Source organism: Aminobacterium mobile DSM 12262, assembly GCF_000526395.1.
GTDB lineage: Bacteria > Synergistota > Synergistia > Synergistales > Aminobacteriaceae > Aminobacterium > Aminobacterium mobile.
The window spans coordinates 26,627-44,910 of record NZ_JAFZ01000001.1; the positions used below are offsets into that span (position 1 = coordinate 26,627).

An 18,284-nucleotide genomic window follows, 5' to 3' on the forward strand; every position below is an offset into this window, starting at 1 on the left:
ACACAAGCTACCCCTTTCTTCTCATCGCTGCGATGACAGATCTTTTCGCCTCTCGACAGGATTGCACCAAATGGCGCTTAGAGGGGCACATAAAAGAACAGGAACCGCATTCGATACAGTTCATTCCACCATTTTCTTTAAAAGCGTCATACTCATTTCTCAACGATAAGGCGTTGAGCTTAAAAGGAAGAAGTCCCATAGGGCATGCCTCTACACACCGGCCACAACGAATACAGGGATACTCTTCGTAGAGTTGTATCGCTTTCTCAGTAAGGGCCACAATCCCCGATGTTCCCTTAATAACAGGAATGTCAAGACTGTTCACCGAAAGGCCCATCATAGGACCCCCCGCCAGTACTTTTACAGGATCTTTGACAAAACCACCTGCTGCATCTACAAGCTCTCTAAAAGATGTGCCTAACCGAACCCGTATGTTTTTAGGTGTAGCAACAGCATCTCCTGATACAGTTACAATCCTCGTTAAGGTAGATCGCCCCATAACTACTGCATGGCGAATCTCGTACACAGAACAGATATTGCTCACAACACACCCTACATCGGCAGGAAGTTTACCAGAGGGGACTTCACGACCGGTTGTGGCGCAAATAAGCTGTTTTTCCCCGCCTTGAGGGTATTTCGTCTCCAAAGCTACAACCGACACCTTTGGGATTCCCTTTAAAGCCTCGGACATTTTCTGAATAGCTGTGGGTTTATTATCTTCTATGGCTAAAATCAACTCTGCGGCAGGAAAAATCTGGAGAAGAATTTTCGCTCCTTCCGCTATTTCGCCACTATGTTCGAGCATTAACCGATAATCGGAGGTAAGATATGGCTCGCACTCCGACCCGTTAATAATAATGCGATCAATAGTACAGTGAGGAGGGGGGGAAAGTTTTATATGAACAGGGAAACATGCACCTCCCATTCCGACAATTCCAGCGTCTCGGATCATCGCTCTTAATTCATCAGGAGAAAGTCCCTTATACTCTCGAGGAGAAAGAGGGGATTCCTCTTCATATTTATAGTCGTTCTCTACCACTACAGACATTATGTCTGTGCCCGACGGTGTGGGCATAAATGTCACGTCTTTCACTGTTCCAGATACGCTTGAAATCACTGGAACAGAAAAATCCCCCTGAGGCTCTCCTATTTTTTGCCCTACATGCACATAATCGCCTTTCTTCACTGCTGGCATACATGGCGCCCCAATATGTTGAGACATAGGAAACACCAGATCACCTTTAGGCAATAGATCTTCTATATGCTTATCTGCCGTCCAATGTTTGTTATCGGGAGGATGAACGCCTCCTCTAAACGTTAAAAGTCTCATATTGAACTTTCTAGCCTCCTATTGTCATGTTCTCATGATAAACTATTCTATTCATATGTATGTCTAGGATAGCTTCGCCCCAATATGTATAAATTATACTACATACGTTATACCTTTACTCTTTGTACTATTTTTCTTTATTCATTTTTCTTTATTCATTTTTCTTTATTCGTTTTCTTTCTTTCTACCATATTTTCTGACTTAATTATAGTATTCACGCAAAGAGAAAAAAACCCTACAAAACAAAACTTCAAATTAATTAAGAGCTACAAAAGTTGCGCAGATCCCCTTCATCGTTATAATTTCTTATTGCCTTTCGTAGAGCTTCTATGAAAGGCGTTTAATTTTTCTGTACTTTGAAAGGAGGGGACACAGCATGAGGAAAGGAATTACACATACAATCCTCGCTGTTCTGCTGCTCTCCGTGGCCGGGCTCGTTGCATTTACCACTGGTTTCCGCCATTTGCACCTCCATTTACGCAGGAAAGGAACGATGCAACCTGAGAAGATACAACTTAAAGATTGGACTCATGAACCTGCAACTGCTTCTTTTTACCAGATAGGTCGATTTATGACCAGCCATTTCTCCCAATCTTTGCCCAATCATGTAAAACCATTTCTGGTTCTTTCCGAGACCACCCAAGATTATTTAGAAACAATGGGTATGCTCACACGTTTCATTCAGAAACAAAATCCGGCCATTTCGAGAGAAATAGCAGCACGGGAAGCCGCTGCATTTTTGAGATACTCCACCAAATATGGGGCTCCATTGGATTTGGTGGTAGCTGTAGCCAACACCGAAAGCCACTTTAATCCCTTAGCGCGAAGCGCTTACGGTGCCGCTGGTGTTATGCAGGTTATGTGGAAAATTCACTCTAACCTGTTACGCGCTAATGGGATACGAGGAGAAGACGAGCTTCTTCTTCCAGAGCAGGGGATCGCTGCAGGATGTCTTCTTATTTCCAGATATCTTCGAGCTTATGGCTCTCCTGAAAAAGCCTTGGGCCGATATTATGGCGGCCCATCGTCTGTTTACTGGGCGCGGGTTTCAAGGAATCTCTCGAAACTTCAAAGTTACAATCCAGAATCCCGCCTTTAGTTCGAGCATCAAACGGGTGAAGGGCGGGGATGCTTTTTCCCCGCTCTCCTGGTGATAAAATAGCTATACTTACTTAAAGAGGTGAACGCACCATGACTAAAGAAAGCGGGGCTGTTTTAAATAGGAAAGGATCAGACCGCATTACCCGTAGACACCCCTGGATTTTCAGAGGTCATCTTTCCACTCTTCCTCTATCGAAGCCAGGAGATTTGATACCCCTTTTCAATAATCGATCTCAAACTGTAGCCTGGGGATTCTGGAGCCCTGGCGCCCTTTGTATGAGAGTGCTGTCTTTTGCTCCTCAACGACCAGACCTTAAAGCGCTTCTCACTTCACGATTTGAAAAAAGCCTGGCCCTTCGTAAGCGATGGATAGCTGAGGGACAAGCTTTTCGTCTTATACACAGCGAGTCCGATGAGCTACCAGGCCTTATTGTGGACATTTATGGTCCCGTGGCATCAATACAACTTCTTTCAGCAGGGTGGTATCGTCATAAGGAGGTTGTTCTTGACTCTCTTTTAGACCTTCTCCCCCTTCAGGCTGTTGTTCTTAAAAATGACGTGCGATATATAGAGCAGGAAGGAATTCCCAGAGAGAATCGTCTTTTATGGGGAGAACTGCCCTCGAGTGGGAATGTAGATATAATGTTGGGAAATGTTACAGAGCGAGTCTATCCTCTGGCTGGTCAGAAGACAGGGCTCTATCTTGATGTGCGTTCCTTTCCTTCTCTTTTTAGAGAAGTTGCATGTGGAGCTCACGTATTAGATTGTTTTTCTTTCCAAGGCCATTTCGGCCTTCATGCACTCCACTGGGGAGCGCATTCAGTAGTGGCTGTTGAACAATCGGAGGAGGCCCTTCAAGTTTACAAGGAAAACTTGACACTTAATAAGTTTTCTCCAGATGCAGTAGATTTTCGACATAACAATGCTTTCGACGAGTTACGAAAGATAGAACAGGAACATGGCCTCTTCGATATCATTATTATGGATCCACCGCCTTTTTCCCCAGGAAAAGCACAAATAGAATCAGCTCGTCGAGGATACAAGGAATTAGCTCTTCGAGCTTATCGGCTTTTGCGCCCTTCTGGCATACTGCTCTACCTTTGCTGTAGTCACGCATTCTCCAGAGACATGCTTGCTGAGGTTCTCCAAGATGCGGCCCATGATTTACAGCAACGCGTTCGGTTAATACGCGAAGGGCAACAGCCAGAAGATCACCCTGTCTCTCTTGAAATTCCAGAGACTCACTATTTAAAAGGTTTTCTTCTTGAAGTAGAAAAGTAAACTATCAACGGGGCTGGGGAAATATTGTTTCTGCGTCACCTTTGTGTGCCGAAATAGTCAGAGAAAATTCTCTTTCACTGGACCTACGTAAACAGAACGAAACTCTGGCCCAAGTACAAGAGGCATGGAAAATAAACTTGACAAAAAAAATAGGCTTTCGTATAGTGAACTTTACGAGAGGAGCGATTGCTATTATGAGTCAACATGGAGTAACGTTGTTCTGTTGTTGTGGGAGGATGATTTAACCATCCCCCGTAGCGTGTAGAGAAGGCTGCGGTGGACATATGTCCCGTTGTGGCCTTAAAAACTCGCTACGACTCTATAATTTCATTCGCTTTATATGATGGGGAAAATTACACAACGGGTTTGCCTGAAAGGGCGAGCCCGTTTTTTTATTGAGAGAGGAAGTGATGCCTATGGAAATAGATTGTCCGTGTACCTGCAAATGTAAACAGACCATTTCCAGGAGGTGTCAGAAAATGAGAAAAAATAGTTTTTTACAATCAGCTTGGGAAACACTCAAGGCTGATGTTCAGGCAATACCCCAAAATGATCCCGCCTTTAAAGGAGGAGTGGGAGGATGGATGGAAGTATTTTTATGCTATCCAGGTCTTCACGCCATTATGGCTCATCGACTTATACATTTTCTTCACGCTCAGCTGCACATACCTCTTCTACCAAGGCTCTTGAGCCAAATTATGAGATGGCTTACCGGCATTGAAATTCACCCAGGCGCCATTATCGGGAAGGGATTTTTTATCGATCATGGCATGGGGATCGTTATAGGAGAGACAGCGGTTATAGGCAACAATGTGACTCTGTATCACAGTGTAACTCTTGGTGGAACAGGAAAAGAGCGCGGGAAACGTCATCCTACCGTCTGCAATAACGTCATGATTGGGGCAGGAGCCTGCCTTTTAGGGAATATTACAGTGGGGGAAGGAGCTAAAATCGGCGCTGGCAGCGTGGTGGTAACAGATGTTCCTCCAGGAACAACTATCGTAGGTATTCCAGGCATGGCACTTCAATATCACCGAAAGATACGGCACACAATGGTTCAAGAAGATCTTCTGAAAAGAATAGAGATTTTAGAGAAAGAATTAGCCATACTAAAAAATAATGCAAAGGAGGCAGCATAATAATGATCTTTCGCACAGATAAGATAGCGTTGCGCAACCTTATAGGACAGACTCCTCTTTATATGTTCAGACCTATAGAAAAAGGTGCCACCATAGCGATAAAACTGGAGGGGACAAATATCGGAGGATCTGTAAAAGACAGGGCTGCCTGGGGAATGCTCCGATATGCAGAGGGAAAGGGAATGCTGCACTCAAACACAACCCTCGTAGAACCCACTTCGGGAAACACGGGTATAGCATTAGCTTTGCTCGGTCAGGCATTAGGCCTCCGCGTTATTCTTACAATGCCTGAATCCATGTCCATAGAACGTCGATCGGTGCTCCGTGCCTATGGGGCTGATCTCCAGCTCTCTCCTGCTCAAGAGGGAATGAGAGGAGCTATTTCTTTGGCCCAACAGATTCTAAAAGAAATACCGGGAGCGTATATGCCAGATCAATTCAATAACCCGGGAAACCCTTGGGCTCATCGTATCACTACCGGGCCAGAAATTCTTTCTGATTTAAATGGACACTCTATAGCTGCTTTTGTTGCAGGGATAGGGACAGGGGGGACTCTGTCTGGGACAGCCGCTTTGTTGAAAACATGTTATCCCGAAATGGAGATTGTAGGGGTGGAACCTGCTAATAGTGCTGTATTAAGCGGTAAACCAGCTGGTTCTCATAAAATACAGGGAATTGGAGCAGGGTTTATACCCGGCACTCTTCGGCGAGAACTTCTCACTAAAGTTCTTCCTGTGGAAGATGAAGCCGCTCTCGATACAACTCAATGGCTTGCTCGAAGACATGGGCTTTTTTGCGGCATATCCACAGGAGCTAATATCTGGGCTGCTATGGAAGTGGCAAAAAAAGTCTCCCCTGAGGAAATTATAGTCACTATTGCCTGTGACAGAGGAGACAAATATTTAAGTACTGAAGCCTTTTCTTCCACCGCTCGAGATTAGAACTCTGCACATTACGCTCAAAATATAAAAGCAGGGACTCCTCTGCAAGGGAGTCCCTGCTTCGCCTCTTTATCCTTTAAATTTCCGGATGTGGCAAGAAGAGAGACTCATGCTTCATAAGAATATCAACATATTGAGCCCACTCCTACAGCCTCTATTTCTCGAATGTTTTGAATGTTCGACGTCATTCCGCTCGCCCCTACTATCACTGGGTTCTTTAACTCTATCTCCATATAAAATGAAGTAGAAAGATCAACAGTCATGGGATCACCCACTTCTTGAGCTATTTAGAATATTTACACAAGTTGTAGTAAGGGTTCTATGTTAATGTCTACCCATACACAATGTTTATAGAGTTGTGGTCTATAATAATGTTCTTACAACAGGAAATAGAAAGGAGAGATAGAGATGAATCTTGTACTAGAAACTATCAAAAATCGAAGAAGTATTCGGCGATATTTACCGCAGCAAATTCGAGACGAAGAGCTCTCCCTTATTCTTGAAGCGGGAGTTTGGGCTCCAAGTGCTCATAATGAACAGCCATGGCATTTTAGTGTTATACAAAAGGAAGAGCTTATCGATATGATGAGCGAAAAAACTATTGCCATGATGAAGAAGTCACGTCTTGAATGGGTTCGTAAAATGGGAGAACGTGAAGGGTTCCATGTGTTTTATAACGCTCCAACTGTCATAGTCGTTTCTGGAAAGACAGGAGGAGAGGCATTACTTAAGCCAATAGCGGATTGTTCGGCGGCCATTCAAAATATACTATTAGCGGCGGAATCTCTTGGTATTGGAACATGCTGGATCGGTTTTACAGGGCTCTTCTTCGTTACAGCTACGAAGGAAGAACTTCAAAATTTAGGTATACCAGAGGGCTATGAACCTTTCTATTCTATAGCCGTAGGATACAAAAGCCCTGATCATCTCTATAGTGCTCCGAGAAGGAAACAAAACGCCATTACATATATACGATAGAAAAGGCTCCGACCATATTATCTAGTCGGAGCCTTTTATTTGCTTATTTATTTTCGAAAATTATAGAACGAGCGGCCACAACTCCACTCGCTGCCGCCTGGATAATACCTCGACTGACCCCTGCGCCATCACCAGCCATATAGAGGTGGCGAATTGCTGGCGTTTCCAAAGAACTCTTCAGTTCTAACCGCAAGGAATATAATTTTATTTCTACACCATAGAGAAGGGTATCGTTCATATTGATCCCCGGCATAATAATATTCAGTGCCTCTATAAATTCCACAATATCAGTAAGGAAACGATGAGGGAGCACGAGACTGAGGTCTCCGGGCTGAGCTTTCGCTGTAGGATGAACCATTCCTCTGGCAATCCTAGCTTCCGTAGAGCGTCGACCATCCCGTAAATCACCAAGACGCTGTACAAGGATGCCTCCTCCCGCCAACATATTAGCAAGTTTTGCAATATGGGTAGCGTAACCGATGGGATTATTAAAGGGTTGGGTAAAGTTCTTCGTCACCAATACAGCAAAATTCGTATTTTTAGACTTTACGTTCTTTAAGCTATGGCCGTTTACCGTTACAAGATCATGCGCTTTATTATATTCATGGACCACAAAACCCGATGGGTTCATACAAAAAGTGCGGCAACGATCATCAAAAGTAGGGGTATTGTATAAGCATTTGACCTCATAAAAATGTCGGGTAAGATCTTCGCAAATACTGTCAGGCACTTCCACTCGAACCCCAATATCCACAGGCATAGAAGCAATGGAGAGATTATAGCGATTGACAATACCCTCAAGCCACGAACTCCCCTCTCTTCCTGGAGCAAGAATCACAGAATCTGCCTCAATTTGTCTTCCATCTTCAAGAAGAATACCTTCAGCAACGCCGTTTCGTACCACTATCTCTTTTACTTCCGTATTCATAAGAATATCGCACTTGTCCTTTAGTTCTTCATACATATTATTGAGGACCATACGGGAAGCGTCTGTTCCTATATGTCGAATACGGGCAGGGATAATTTTAATTCCCTTGCTTGCTGCCTTCCTGATAGTCTCTTTTACTATTTCTCCTGAAGGCTCATAATATTTTTTATCAGCACCGAAATGGACGAAGGTATCGTCCACATAACGGATCAGTTCTTCAAGGGCATCTTCACCTATACATTCTTCTAGGTTCCCACCAAAACCTGTGGTCAATGTCAGCTTCCCATCAGAAGCAGAGCCTGCCCCACCCCATCCAGAAACAATGTTGCAGGAATCACAGTTTACGCAAACTGAAGAACGCCCCTCAAGAATAGGACATCGTCTATCTTTAATGACCTTCCCTTTATCCACAATAAGAACTTTCTTTTGATCTTTTACCAATTCAATGGCCGCAAAGATCCCGGCAGGGCCAGAACCCACTATGACCACGTCATATCTCAATTTTATTCTCTCCTTCTCATTTCTTTTCTGTCGCTTATAGGGGCCTTTGTTGAAAATGTTTAGAAAGGGGATCTGAAGACAACCCATGAAATAATACCACAAAAAAAGGCTCTCTCATAAAAGAGAGAGCCTGAAGGAATCATATGCACCTTTCTGTTAATAGAGTCCTGCAAGTTTAGGAACGATTGTAGAAATACAAGGCAGGTACGTAAGGAGAAGCACGTCTACTACCATAATAAGAATAAATGGCCAGACAGCTTTTGTAATATCTTCAAGCTTAATATCAGCAATGCTGCATCCTATGAAAAGACATACACCCAAAGGTGGCGTTACCATACCTATAGCAAGGTTAACAACCAGTACGATTCCAAAATGGAGAGGATCCATGCCAATCTGAGTGACCACAGGAAGCAAAACAGGCACTAGGATAATAATAGCTGCTACTGTTTCCATAAATGTCCCTATGAAAAGAAGCAACAAGTTGATAAGCAACAGAATGATAACAGGGCTCTTTGATATGGAAAGAATTGCCGATGCCACCGCCTGAGGCACTTGCTGGGCGGTAAGAATCCAGCTAAAGACAGAGGAAGTAGCGATAATGAACATAATCATAGCCGTACCAATAACAGTGGTAACAAAAATATCCTTCAACTGTTTTATATTCAATTCTTTATAAACGAAGAAGCCCACAATAAAACCGTAGACTACAGCTACCACTGCCGCTTCTGTAGGGGTAAAGACGCCACCGTAGATACCCCCTAAAATAATGACAGGCATTAAAAGAGCCAAAATAGCTTCTTTAAACGTCCCGAAAATTTTACCTAAGGAAGCTTTTTCGTCTCCCCTATACCCCTTCTTCCTGGAGATAAGCCATGCCACAAACATAAGAGAAAAACCCACAAGAATGCCAGGAAGAATTCCGCCCATAAAGAGTGCTCCTATAGAGACTCCTGTAAGGACACCGTAAATAATCATGGGGATACTGGGAGGAATCATGACCCCCAAAGTCCCAGCCGTAGCCTGTACAGCTGTAGCAAAAGGTTTATCGTACCCTCGTCTTACCATAGCCGGGATAAGGATGGTTCCAATAGCTGCCACTGTAGCCACCGCAGCACCGGAGATAGCTCCGAAAAACATACTGGCAATAATAGCCACAAAGGCAAGCCCTCCTGAAAAACGTCCTACTATAGAGTTAGCAAAATCTACAAGCCTCCTGGATATGCCGCCAAACTCCATAAGAGAACCGGCAAGAATAAAAAATGGAACGGCCATGAGAGGGAAAGAATCTGTAGCAGTAAACATTTTCTGCACAAGCACTATGAGAGGCACTGATCCTGAAAAAAAGATAGCCGCAACAGATGACAGGCCTATAGCAATAGCAATGGGAACGTTCATCATAAAAAAGAGAAGCATACTGGCAAAAAGGATAGTAGTCATTGGGATACATCCTTTCTTCCTATCACAATAGTAATAGCCTCATCAATGGAATAGAGGAACATAAGGGCTCCACCGACAAGTACGGAAGAGTAGGGAATAGCCATGGATATCTCCATAGCAGGGGACAATTGCCCCCTTACTATAGGAAGAATCTTATATCCATAAACAACCATAAGGACAAAAAATACTGTCGCACAAAGAGTGGCGAGAAAGGAGACTCCTTTTTTCAAGCCATAAGGAAGCAAGTTTGTAACGGCTTCCACTCCAATATGAGCTCCACGCCTGACTCCAATACTGGCTCCCAAAAAAGAGATCCATACGAGAATATATCGGGACAGCTCTTCAGACCATGGCAGAGATGAGTGAAGAACAAACCGGAAGATGACTTGAAGAAATACAACGATAACCATTACGAGAAGCATGATACTTACTACATATTCAACGGCTCGGTTCACTCCGTCTAATAACTTTTTCATAGCACCACAACACCCTTTCTACAAGGCCAAAAGGAAAAAGGGGAGGGGCACAATTGCCCCTCCCCAGGGCAGTAGTGAATAGCTTTAATTAGCAGCTAGAATCTGATCAAGAAGTTTCGCGTCGTCACCAAGTTCTCCGCGGAACTCATCGTAAACAGATTTTGTCGCTTCGCGGAAAGCAGCTTTATCCGGCTCATTAATTTCCATTCCGAGCTCCTTTAGCTTTGTGATCTGTTCGTCTTCCATCTTCGTGATTTGTTCTCGTTCGTATACGGCAGATTCCTGAGCTGCCTTCAATATAACGTCCTGATATTCTTTCGACAGCTTGTCAAAGCGAGATTTGCTCATAAGAAGCATAGACGGAGAGAAAACATGGCCTGTCAGAGAAGCATATTTCTGCACTTCATAGATCTTCTGGGTGAAGAGGATAGGAATGGGATTTTCCTGTCCATCTACTGTCCCTTGTTGCAGGGCTGTAAAGACTTCTCCCCACGCCATAGGAGTAGGATCAGCGCCAAGAGCCTTCCAGATCGCCATCTGAACCTTATTTTCCATAGTTCTCAGCTTAAGCCCTTTGGCATCTTCTGGAGTATTTACAGGTCGCTTCGAGTTAGTAAGGTGGCGGAACCCATTTTCATACCATGCTAAACCTTTAAGACCCTGCTTCTCAAGAAGCCCCATAATATACTGCCCAATCTCTCCATCAAGAGTGGCGTAAGCATGGTTTTTGTCTTTGAAGAGGAATGGGAAATCGAAGATCATGAATTTTTTCTCAAAACCGCTCATAGGGCCTGTGGAAGACACTACCATATCGACAGTGCCAATCTGCATCCCCTCTACAAGATCTCTCTCTCCAGTTCCAAGCTGGTTGTTAGGGAAGAGATTGATCTCTATATCTCCATTCGTTTCTTTCTCCACTATTTCTTTAAAACGAACAGCGCCGAGGTGATATGGATGCTGATCGCTTACGGAATGTCCTAATTTGAAGGAATACTTGGCCGCCATCGCCGGTTCACTCATAAACATCGCCAGAGTGCACAATAAAAGCCCAACAACAAAAAATCTGCTTTCAAAACGCCACTGTTTCAAAGTAGATCCCCCTTTAGACTTCGTTATATGTTTTTTCCTTCACCGAAACAAGGTTATACAACACCTTGTTTATCGGCGTTGGAACTCCGTATTGAACCCCTTCTTCCACCACTGCCCCATTAATAACACTTATCTCTGTTTTTCGTTTATTGGAAACATCCTGAAGCATGGAAGACCGGTTTTCTGCTGTAAGACGCGCTACCTTTTTGGTATGTTCCACCGGATCGCCTATTTCTAATGAGATTCCTTTTGCTTTAGCAACAGCCATGGCTTCCTCTACAGCGCCACAAAGGAGCTCTTCCGTTTCAGAAAAGTCTACAAGACGCCCATTCTTCAGGCCAGTAACAGCTGTGAGGGCATTAATGCCAATATTAACAATGAGTTTTCCCCAAATAAGCCCCATAACATTATTGGAAAGGGTTACGGAAAAACCTCCCTTTTCTAAAACGGAACCCACCGCCTCTAACCTTTCGTCAATCTTACCATCCAACTCGCCAATGACAGTATTCCCCTGCCCCGCATGGCGAATTTTACCCGGTCCAAGAAGTGTAGATCCATGACCTGTTACGCCAGCAATAACTTTTTCTTTGCCCACTACAGCGCTAATTTTTTCAACATTTCCCAAGCCATTCTGGAGGGTTAAAACACTCGTATGAGGCCCTATAATACATCGAGCACTTTCCATAGCTTGAGAGGTAAGGGTAGCTTTCACAAAAACAATAAGCAGATCGCACTCTTTAACCTCTTCAGGTGTTGTTACTGCTTTAATATTTTTTATTACTCTATCGCCACCAATACCTTCCACAGAAAGGCCATGGGCATTAATAGCATCAACATGTTCTTTCCAAACATCAATGAGGGTGACATTAAGACCTGCTTCGGCCAACTTCCCGCCATAGAGACACCCCATGGCTCCTGAGCCAAGTACTGCTATTTTCATTACTTTTCACCTCTTCAGTTATTTACGCAGATCCTTCAAATCTTCCCGAGTTAAACCGCCAAAAACAAACTCGTCGCTGGGGAAGCCACCACTGCGAACGTCATTTTTATACTCCCCAAGAGCTTTAACAATCTCATCACCAATTTGAGCGTACTGTTTTACAAATTTAGGCAAAAATTTGTCGAAAAGTCCCAGCATATCGTGGAAAACAAGGACCTGGCCATCTGTGTAACGACCAGCGCCAATGCCGATAACTGGCACTGAAACGGCTTCAGTAATAGCTCGACCAAGTTCTTCGGGAACACACTCTACAACAATGGAAAAAGCACCGGCATCCTCGAGAGCCTTAGCATCATCAACAATCTTTTGAGCCGCTTCAAGGCTCTTTCCCTGCACCTTAAATCCGCCAAGCATAGAAGCAGTCTGGGGGGTAAGACCAATATGACCCTGAACAGGAATACCGGCTTCCACAATGGCAGAAACTACTTCCGGGCGACCGCCTTCAAGCTTGATTACGTCGCACCCGCCTTCTTTCATAAGGCGATTGGCGCTATGAATAGCCTGAGAGATGCTTTCGTTGTAAGAGCCAAAAACCATATCGCCTACGATCATAGGAGTGGGAGCTCCCTTTACTACCGGTTTGATGTGAGACACCATTTCATCTGTAGTAAGAGGGACTGTTCCTTCATTGCCCAATATAGTCATGGACAGGGAATCGCCTACGAGAATAATTTCGATCCCCGCCTTCTCTACCAAAACAGCCTGAGCATAGTCATAAGCTGTAACCATAGATATTTTTTCGCCCTTATCCTTCATTTCTTTCAATTTCTGAATTGTTACTTTTGCCATCGTGAATTCCCCCTATTCATATTCGTATTCTACACAAAAATAAAGTTCATTCTTAGTATTAATAATGTATATATATTTATTGTTCGTTTAAATAGTAGAGGGCTGCCAGCGTATAGATCTTCCCTGCTTCAATCAGATCGTTAAGCTCAACCCATTCATCTACATGATGGGGCACTTCCCTATCGCCAGCCCCTGTAACAATTACAGGGATGCCCTTCCGAATCTGCAGGAACGTGCCATCTGTAGCGCCTGGAACCCCGTTATATTTAGGTTCAGAGCCCATCACTTCGCGAAAAGCAAGATCTACGGCCTTTACAACTGGTTCTTCTCTGGGAACTTCTGTCCACGGCCTATCATCAATAATCTCTATGGAAGCTGCAAAGCGATCATAATCATCGGGATATTGATGGCTAAGGCGATCAATAATGCCCTGAATTTGTCGTACCAAAGCTTCGTGATCCTGGTTGGGAACGGTACGAATATCAAGGGTTACATAACAATCATCGGGAATGACATTGATCTGTGCTACCCCTTCGAGGGGAGCTTTAATCAGGGTAGGAGTAATGCTCGGCCATCCAAGATAGTCGTGTCGCATCATTCTGTCCTTTTCAAAATTTTCGAGATGTTTAATTTCATTGATAAAGCGCATGAGAGCCCAGTTAGGATTTACACCAGAAAGAGGCATACATCCATGGGCTTGCGCTCCTTGAAAGGTAACTTTGATTCGCATTGCCCCTTTTTGAAAAATACATAGATTTTTCTCTTCAGGTTCGCAAATAATAGCTCCATCCACATCATCAGCCCAACCCTTTTCTATAAAATCCTTGATGCCAATCATGGAGCCTTCTTCATCTACGGGGAAGCAGAGAAGTATATTGCCTTTAAAGGGAATTCCAGAGTCTTTAATGGTTTTCGCTGCAAAAAAGGCAGCAGCTGTATTCCCTTTCGTATCATTCGTACCGCGGCCATACATTCTTTTTTTACCATCTACCTCGACAATCTCTCCGCCAAAGGGATCATATTTCCACTTCTGAGGGTCTCCAATAGAAACTACATCCTGGTGTCCTTCGAAGAGAAGCGTCTTGCCAGGTTCTTTGCCTCGAAGAAAAGCTATGACATTAGAGCGACCTGGAACCACTTCATCTACATGGACTTCAAACCCTTCCTTATGAAGCAGCTTTTCCAGATACTCCGTTACTCGAGACTCATTTGCACCTTCTACATCTGGGTCAAAAACGCTATTAATACGAACTAAATCCTGGGTACACTTGATAAGGCCTTCTTCGTCAAAGAAACGTAGTACATCTTTATACATCTTCTCCCCTCCTCTTAACAGCATTTGAGGAAATATGTTCGAAGGCAAAAAGAGACTCAAGATAAAGCAGACTCATCAACAAATACCGGAAAGGGCACGCTGCCCCCTGAACTTTTAAAGGAGCAAACGTAAAATATGAACATAATAAAAGAGTGTGGCTTACATTATTTATTCTCACATTTCTTCTCCTCAGTCGTTCATGGCAATCATGGTACGATTAGGGCCGAAGATTCTCTTGAATTCCATAATGCAAAACCGCTTACTTCTAGGTGGAATACCTCTCTATTATATTTGCACATATATTTCTGTCAATCTATATTATCGTGGTAATTGCTAGAATCATTTTTCACGTGTAGTTACAAGATTTTACATTTTTTTGAGTCTGAATGGGAAATAAATCGTTATTGACAGGCATATATACATACATATAATCATAGACACATGTTCCATATAAAAATATTCTATTCCATATTATGAAATAATATCCACTCTCAAAAAGGGACTTCATACTTCTAGACAAGTTTGCAAGAAACAAGTAACCTTAATAACTTCTACTGCTATTGATAAGGCATCTTTCATCGCCTTTGAAGGCTTCTCTGAAACAATACGGTCTTTTGCGTGATACCTCTTGAGATGCACGTAGACCACATACAAAAAAGAGGAGGGTACGGCATGAATGGATACTTAGTAGCAATTGTCCTTTATGCTTTATTGCTCATTGCAATCGGATGGTGTATCGGCAAACGAGTTAAAGGCGCTGGCGGTTTTTTTGTTGCAGGGAGACAATTATCTATGGGATTGCTCTTCACGACCCTCATTGCAGCAAACTTGGGAGCTGGATCAACAGTGGGAGTAGCTGGTATAGGATACAAATTTGGCGTTTCCAGCTGGTGGTGGATTGGCAGCGCCGGTATAGGGTCTATGATTCTTGCCTATATAGTAGGGCCTAAGATCTGGCGTATTTCCTGTCGCTACAATCTTTATACATTGGGAGACTATCTCGATCTCCGCTACAGCAAATTTTTTCGCGGACTTATATCAGGAATGATGGCTATCGGAACTCTCGCCTTGTTTTCAGGGCAGCTCATTGGAATAGCGTGGATCCTCAATGTGGTAGCTGCTATTGACAAAATATGGGGTATCCTTATTGGTGCATGCGTTACAACTCTCTATTTTGCCGCCGGGGGGCTTCTTTCTGCCGCTATCGTCAATATTGTAGAGCTTATAGTTATTCTTCTCGGTTTCTCATTAGCTGCTCCCTACGCCCTTTCGTATGTCGGAGGATGTAATGGCCTGACGACAGCTATTACATCCAAACTAGGGTCGGAAGCTGCGGCACAGTTCTTTTCCTGGAAAGGAATTGGTGCAACGACAATCATTGGATATCTTTTTATGCTTATTCCTTCTTTCTGTATTTCTCCAGGTCTTATCGGAAAGGTATACGGGGCTAAAAACGAACAGGCAATTCGGATAGGAACAGCATTAAACGGCGTAGTACAGCTCATTTTTGCTTTCTTACCAGTGTTGATCGGCATGTGTGCTTTCGCCGCATTTCCCGATCTTACCAACAGAGAATTAGCTTTGCCTACTGCTATGAAAGAAATGATGCCATTTGCTATATCGACTCTGGCATTAGCCGCTATCTTTGCCGCAGAAGTAAGTACTGCTGACGCAGTACTTTATATGCTAACCACGTCTATTTCCAAAGATATTTACCAGACTTTTTTCCACCCCGATCTCTCGGAGCAAGACCTTTTAAAATTCAGCAGAAGAGTTACACTAATATGTGGAGTCGTAGGTGTCGCTCTTGCAATTGTGATTCCCAATATACTCACAGCTTTACAAATTTTTTACTCACTTATGAGTGTTTCTCTTGCGGCACCGTTACTCTTAGGGCTTTTTTGCGATAAGGCATCTCAAAAAGGAGCCGTCCTCTCCGCCGCTGGCGGGGTTCTTCTTACCCTCTTTTTGCAGTTCGGAAATAGCGGCAAAGGCATCTGGATTCTAAATGCCACGTCCACGGGGATTCTTTTCTCTTTCGTACTCATGTTTATGAGCCTCTTTGTCTTCCCATCTACGGAACCCCCATTGGACGATAGTCCTATTGAAATTTAAAAGAAGGAGAGGATCTCGTGTCGAACCACTCTAGCCATGAGACCCTCTTATTGTTTTTTCGGAGGGGATTTAATCTATGAGGTATAATTTACTATCTACAGAAAAGCAAGGGAGTCTGCTGGTTCTTCTCGCCGGGCTTTTCTGGGGGACATCGGGAACAGTTCAGACTTTTGCGCCCTCACAAGCTTCCCCTCTCTCTATTGGAGCGATTCGCATCTCTTTTGGTGGTATTTTTTTATTACTTTATATTCTTGCCACACGAGGTTTTCAGGGGTTCAGAGGGAAATGGCCATTACACAGCCTCTTTTATGCAGCCCTTGGAATGGCGGGGTTTCAGGCTTTCTTTTTTGCCGCTATCAGAATAACTGGAGTCGCTGTGGGCACAATGGTGGCGGTTGGTGGTTCTCCAGCTTTTGCCGGCCTTCTTGGCATGATTTTTTTCAAAGAAAGACCCAGCCCATATTGGTACCTTTCAACTTTTCTCGCTATCATCGGATGTATACTTCTATCTTGGAAAAACGGAGGGGTTAAAGCAAACTCTTTTGGAGTTTTATTGGCTCTCGTCGCTTCCTTTGCCTTTGCCCTCTGCGGCATAGGTATTAAGGAGATTCAACGCTATCACGGAGCTATGGAAACAGTAGCCATGACTCTTTGTTGCGGAGCACTGATTCTTTCACCCATATTGATGTTTCATAATATTTCATGGCTCATGGAGATACAAGGACTTCTCGTTGCTATTCATCTCGGCTCCATAGCCACAGCTTTGCCCTATATACTTTTTGCTCTTGGGTTAACTCTGGTGCCCGTAGCAAAAGTATATACTCTTTCCTTGAGCGAACCTCTTACAGCATGTCTCCTTGGAATTTTATTATTAGGAGAGCGGCTTTCTTTGCACTCAGGATTTGGCATAATTCTCATATTGTTAGGTCTTTTACTTTTATCAAGAGAACAAAAGTAACTCGTAAATAAGATCATGATACAATCTTTCACATGTACGTTGATGCATTATACAAAAGGGGAGAGCGTCGCTTGAAAAATAGCAAAAAAGGTTCTGGATATGTACAGTCAATTCAGAGGGCTATGGCCATTATTGAAACTCTCGATAAACATGGGGAGCTCGGAGTTTCTGAAATTGGAGAAAAACTCGACCTGGAGCGAAGTACGGTACATCGCATTCTTTCTACACTGCGAGGATTAGGATATATTAACCAAAATCCTGCAAATCATAAGTATTCCAACAGCTTCAAATTTTTTGAGATTGGCAATAACGTTGTACAATCTTTAGGCTTTAGGAAACAGGCTATGCCCTTCATGCGAGAGCTCTCTGCAAAATCTAACGAGGCCGTAAATTTAGCCGTTATGGATGGGAAATATGTTATCTATATCGATAAAATTGAAAGCCCTGCCACTATTAAGGTTGATCTCTCTGTGGGGAAAAGGATGCCAGCCTATTGTACAGGACTGGGGAAAGTTCTATTAGCCTATATGCCTGAAGCTGCTGTCAGGGAATTCTTCAAAGATGAATCACTCATTCGATACACGAACAGGACAATTACCAACATAGACAAGCTGTGTCAACATCTTGCTCAGATTCGAGAGCAAGGTTACGCTGTGGATGATGAGGAGTATGTAGATGGCCTTTTCTGCATAGCTGCCCCAGTGTGGGGGCACGCAAAAACAGTAGTCGCCGCATTAAGCGTTGCCTTGCCTAAATTTCTTTATTCGAAAAGCGACGAAGAGATAGCATCTATACGAGATATGCTTATCGATGTAGCCCAACGATTTTCTATAAGTCTTGGGTATGAAGCCTTTTAGGGAGTTCTTTTGAAGAGACGGGGCAAACAACGCCTCGTCTAATATTTGC

General features: G+C 43.6%; 17 protein-coding genes. 8 read left to right on the forward strand and 9 right to left on the reverse strand.

Annotated features, from left to right (window positions below; genetic code table 11):
• Positions 1-7: 7 nt before the first annotated feature.
• Complete coding sequence (gene rsxC, locus K360_RS0100125) at positions 8-1,330, reverse strand: electron transport complex subunit RsxC (RefSeq protein WP_024821158.1); 1,323 nt, start codon at positions 1,328-1,330, stop codon at positions 8-10.
• A 376-nt stretch (positions 1,331-1,706) separates the two neighbouring features.
• Between rsxC and K360_RS10895 the strand changes: the two genes are divergently transcribed.
• From K360_RS10895 to cysK, 4 genes are all read left to right on the forward strand, one after another.
• Positions 1,707-2,429, forward strand: coding sequence for a transglycosylase SLT domain-containing protein (locus K360_RS10895; RefSeq protein WP_024821159.1), 723 nt, complete (start codon positions 1,707-1,709; stop codon positions 2,427-2,429).
• A gap of 92 nt (positions 2,430-2,521) precedes the next feature.
• Entirely contained in the window at positions 2,522-3,712 is a 1,191-nt protein-coding gene (locus K360_RS0100140; protein WP_024821160.1) for a class I SAM-dependent rRNA methyltransferase, read from the forward strand.
• A gap of 479 nt (positions 3,713-4,191) precedes the next feature.
• Positions 4,192-4,851, forward strand: a complete 660-nt coding sequence (gene cysE / locus K360_RS0100145; protein ID WP_024821161.1) for a serine O-acetyltransferase — start codon at positions 4,192-4,194, stop codon at positions 4,849-4,851.
• Between the two features lie 2 nt (positions 4,852-4,853).
• Positions 4,854-5,792: a cysteine synthase A gene (gene cysK / locus K360_RS0100150; protein WP_024821162.1), complete on the forward strand. Its 939-nt coding sequence runs from the start codon at positions 4,854-4,856 to the stop codon at positions 5,790-5,792.
• 125 nt (positions 5,793-5,917) lie between these two features.
• Here the strand turns inward: cysK and K360_RS11260 are convergent, their stop codons facing one another.
• The gene (locus tag K360_RS11260) at positions 5,918-6,055 is read right to left on the reverse strand and encodes a hypothetical protein (RefSeq protein ID WP_156923289.1); all 138 of its coding nucleotides are present in this window, start codon (positions 6,053-6,055) and stop codon (positions 5,918-5,920) included.
• A gap of 145 nt (positions 6,056-6,200) precedes the next feature.
• Here K360_RS11260 and K360_RS0100160 point away from each other — a divergent pair, with 145 nt between their 5' ends.
• Complete coding sequence (locus K360_RS0100160) at positions 6,201-6,770, forward strand: nitroreductase family protein (RefSeq protein ID WP_024821163.1); 570 nt, start codon at positions 6,201-6,203, stop codon at positions 6,768-6,770.
• A gap of 43 nt (positions 6,771-6,813) precedes the next feature.
• Here K360_RS0100160 and K360_RS0100165 read toward each other — a convergent pair whose 3' ends face one another.
• The 7 genes from K360_RS0100165 to K360_RS0100195 all read right to left on the reverse strand — a co-directional run bounded on the left by K360_RS0100165 (position 6,814) and on the right by K360_RS0100195 (position 14,305).
• Positions 6,814-8,199, reverse strand: coding sequence for an NAD(P)/FAD-dependent oxidoreductase (locus K360_RS0100165; RefSeq protein WP_024821164.1), 1,386 nt, complete (start codon positions 8,197-8,199; stop codon positions 6,814-6,816).
• 156 nt (positions 8,200-8,355) lie between these two features.
• Complete coding sequence (locus tag K360_RS0100170) at positions 8,356-9,636, reverse strand: TRAP transporter large permease (protein WP_024821165.1); 1,281 nt, start codon at positions 9,634-9,636, stop codon at positions 8,356-8,358.
• A complete protein-coding gene (locus K360_RS0100175) occupies positions 9,633-10,112 on the reverse strand; it encodes a TRAP transporter small permease (RefSeq protein ID WP_024821166.1) in 480 nt (159 codons plus the stop codon). The genes K360_RS0100170 and K360_RS0100175 overlap by 4 nt, the downstream gene beginning before the upstream one ends.
• Before the next feature lie 84 nt (positions 10,113-10,196).
• A complete protein-coding gene (locus tag K360_RS0100180) occupies positions 10,197-11,201 on the reverse strand; it encodes a TRAP transporter substrate-binding protein (RefSeq protein WP_024821167.1) in 1,005 nt (334 codons plus the stop codon).
• Positions 11,202-11,214: 13 nt separating this feature from the next.
• Positions 11,215-12,141: a ketopantoate reductase family protein gene (locus K360_RS0100185; RefSeq protein ID WP_024821168.1), complete on the reverse strand. Its 927-nt coding sequence runs from the start codon at positions 12,139-12,141 to the stop codon at positions 11,215-11,217.
• A gap of 18 nt (positions 12,142-12,159) precedes the next feature.
• Positions 12,160-12,990 (reverse strand): 3-methyl-2-oxobutanoate hydroxymethyltransferase, encoded by an 831-nt coding sequence (gene panB, locus K360_RS0100190; RefSeq protein WP_024821169.1) that lies wholly within the window; start codon positions 12,988-12,990, stop codon positions 12,160-12,162.
• A gap of 76 nt (positions 12,991-13,066) precedes the next feature.
• Positions 13,067-14,305 carry a M20 family metallopeptidase gene (locus K360_RS0100195; RefSeq protein WP_024821170.1) on the reverse strand — a complete coding sequence of 413 codons (1,239 nt, stop codon included), beginning with the start codon at positions 14,303-14,305 and terminating at the stop codon, positions 13,067-13,069.
• A gap of 672 nt (positions 14,306-14,977) precedes the next feature.
• On the opposite strand from K360_RS0100195, the gene K360_RS0100205 reads away from it, so the two are divergent.
• From K360_RS0100205 to K360_RS0100215, 3 genes are all read left to right on the forward strand, one after another.
• Complete coding sequence (locus tag K360_RS0100205; RefSeq protein ID WP_024821172.1) at positions 14,978-16,420, forward strand: sodium:solute symporter family protein; 1,443 nt, start codon at positions 14,978-14,980, stop codon at positions 16,418-16,420.
• Positions 16,421-16,496: 76 nt separating this feature from the next.
• Entirely contained in the window at positions 16,497-17,378 is an 882-nt protein-coding gene (locus K360_RS0100210) for a DMT family transporter (RefSeq protein ID WP_024821173.1), read from the forward strand.
• Positions 17,379-17,449: 71 nt separating this feature from the next.
• Complete coding sequence (locus K360_RS0100215) at positions 17,450-18,235, forward strand: IclR family transcriptional regulator (protein WP_024821174.1); 786 nt, start codon at positions 17,450-17,452, stop codon at positions 18,233-18,235.
• The last annotated feature ends 49 nt before the right edge of the window (positions 18,236-18,284 follow it).

What these genes read in the sequence shown, in the direction of transcription:
- K360_RS0100205 (WP_024821172.1), top strand. Translation starts at nt 14,978, where the DNA reads ATGAATGGATACTTAGTAGCAATTGTCCTTTATGCTTTATTGCTCATT.
- cysK (WP_024821162.1), top strand. Translation starts at nt 4,854, where the DNA reads ATGATCTTTCGCACAGATAAGATAGCGTTGCGCAACCTTATAGGACAG.
- rsxC (WP_024821158.1), bottom strand. Translation starts at nt 1,330, where the DNA reads ATGAGACTTTTAACGTTTAGAGGAGGCGTTCATCCTCCCGATAACAAA.
- K360_RS0100195 (WP_024821170.1), bottom strand. Translation starts at nt 14,305, where the DNA reads ATGTATAAAGATGTACTACGTTTCTTTGACGAAGAAGGCCTTATCAAG.
- K360_RS0100160 (WP_024821163.1), top strand. Translation starts at nt 6,201, where the DNA reads ATGAATCTTGTACTAGAAACTATCAAAAATCGAAGAAGTATTCGGCGA.
- K360_RS0100185 (WP_024821168.1), bottom strand. Translation starts at nt 12,141, where the DNA reads ATGAAAATAGCAGTACTTGGCTCAGGAGCCATGGGGTGTCTCTATGGC.
- K360_RS10895 (WP_024821159.1), top strand. Translation starts at nt 1,707, where the DNA reads ATGAGGAAAGGAATTACACATACAATCCTCGCTGTTCTGCTGCTCTCC.
- cysE (WP_024821161.1), top strand. Translation starts at nt 4,192, where the DNA reads ATGAGAAAAAATAGTTTTTTACAATCAGCTTGGGAAACACTCAAGGCT.
- panB (WP_024821169.1), bottom strand. Translation starts at nt 12,990, where the DNA reads ATGGCAAAAGTAACAATTCAGAAATTGAAAGAAATGAAGGATAAGGGC.
- K360_RS0100175 (WP_024821166.1), bottom strand. Translation starts at nt 10,112, where the DNA reads ATGAAAAAGTTATTAGACGGAGTGAACCGAGCCGTTGAATATGTAGTA.
- K360_RS0100210 (WP_024821173.1), top strand. Translation starts at nt 16,497, where the DNA reads ATGAGGTATAATTTACTATCTACAGAAAAGCAAGGGAGTCTGCTGGTT.
- K360_RS0100170 (WP_024821165.1), bottom strand. Translation starts at nt 9,636, where the DNA reads ATGACTACTATCCTTTTTGCCAGTATGCTTCTCTTTTTTATGATGAAC.
- K360_RS11260 (WP_156923289.1), bottom strand. Translation starts at nt 6,055, where the DNA reads ATGACTGTTGATCTTTCTACTTCATTTTATATGGAGATAGAGTTAAAG.
- K360_RS0100140 (WP_024821160.1), top strand. Translation starts at nt 2,522, where the DNA reads ATGACTAAAGAAAGCGGGGCTGTTTTAAATAGGAAAGGATCAGACCGC.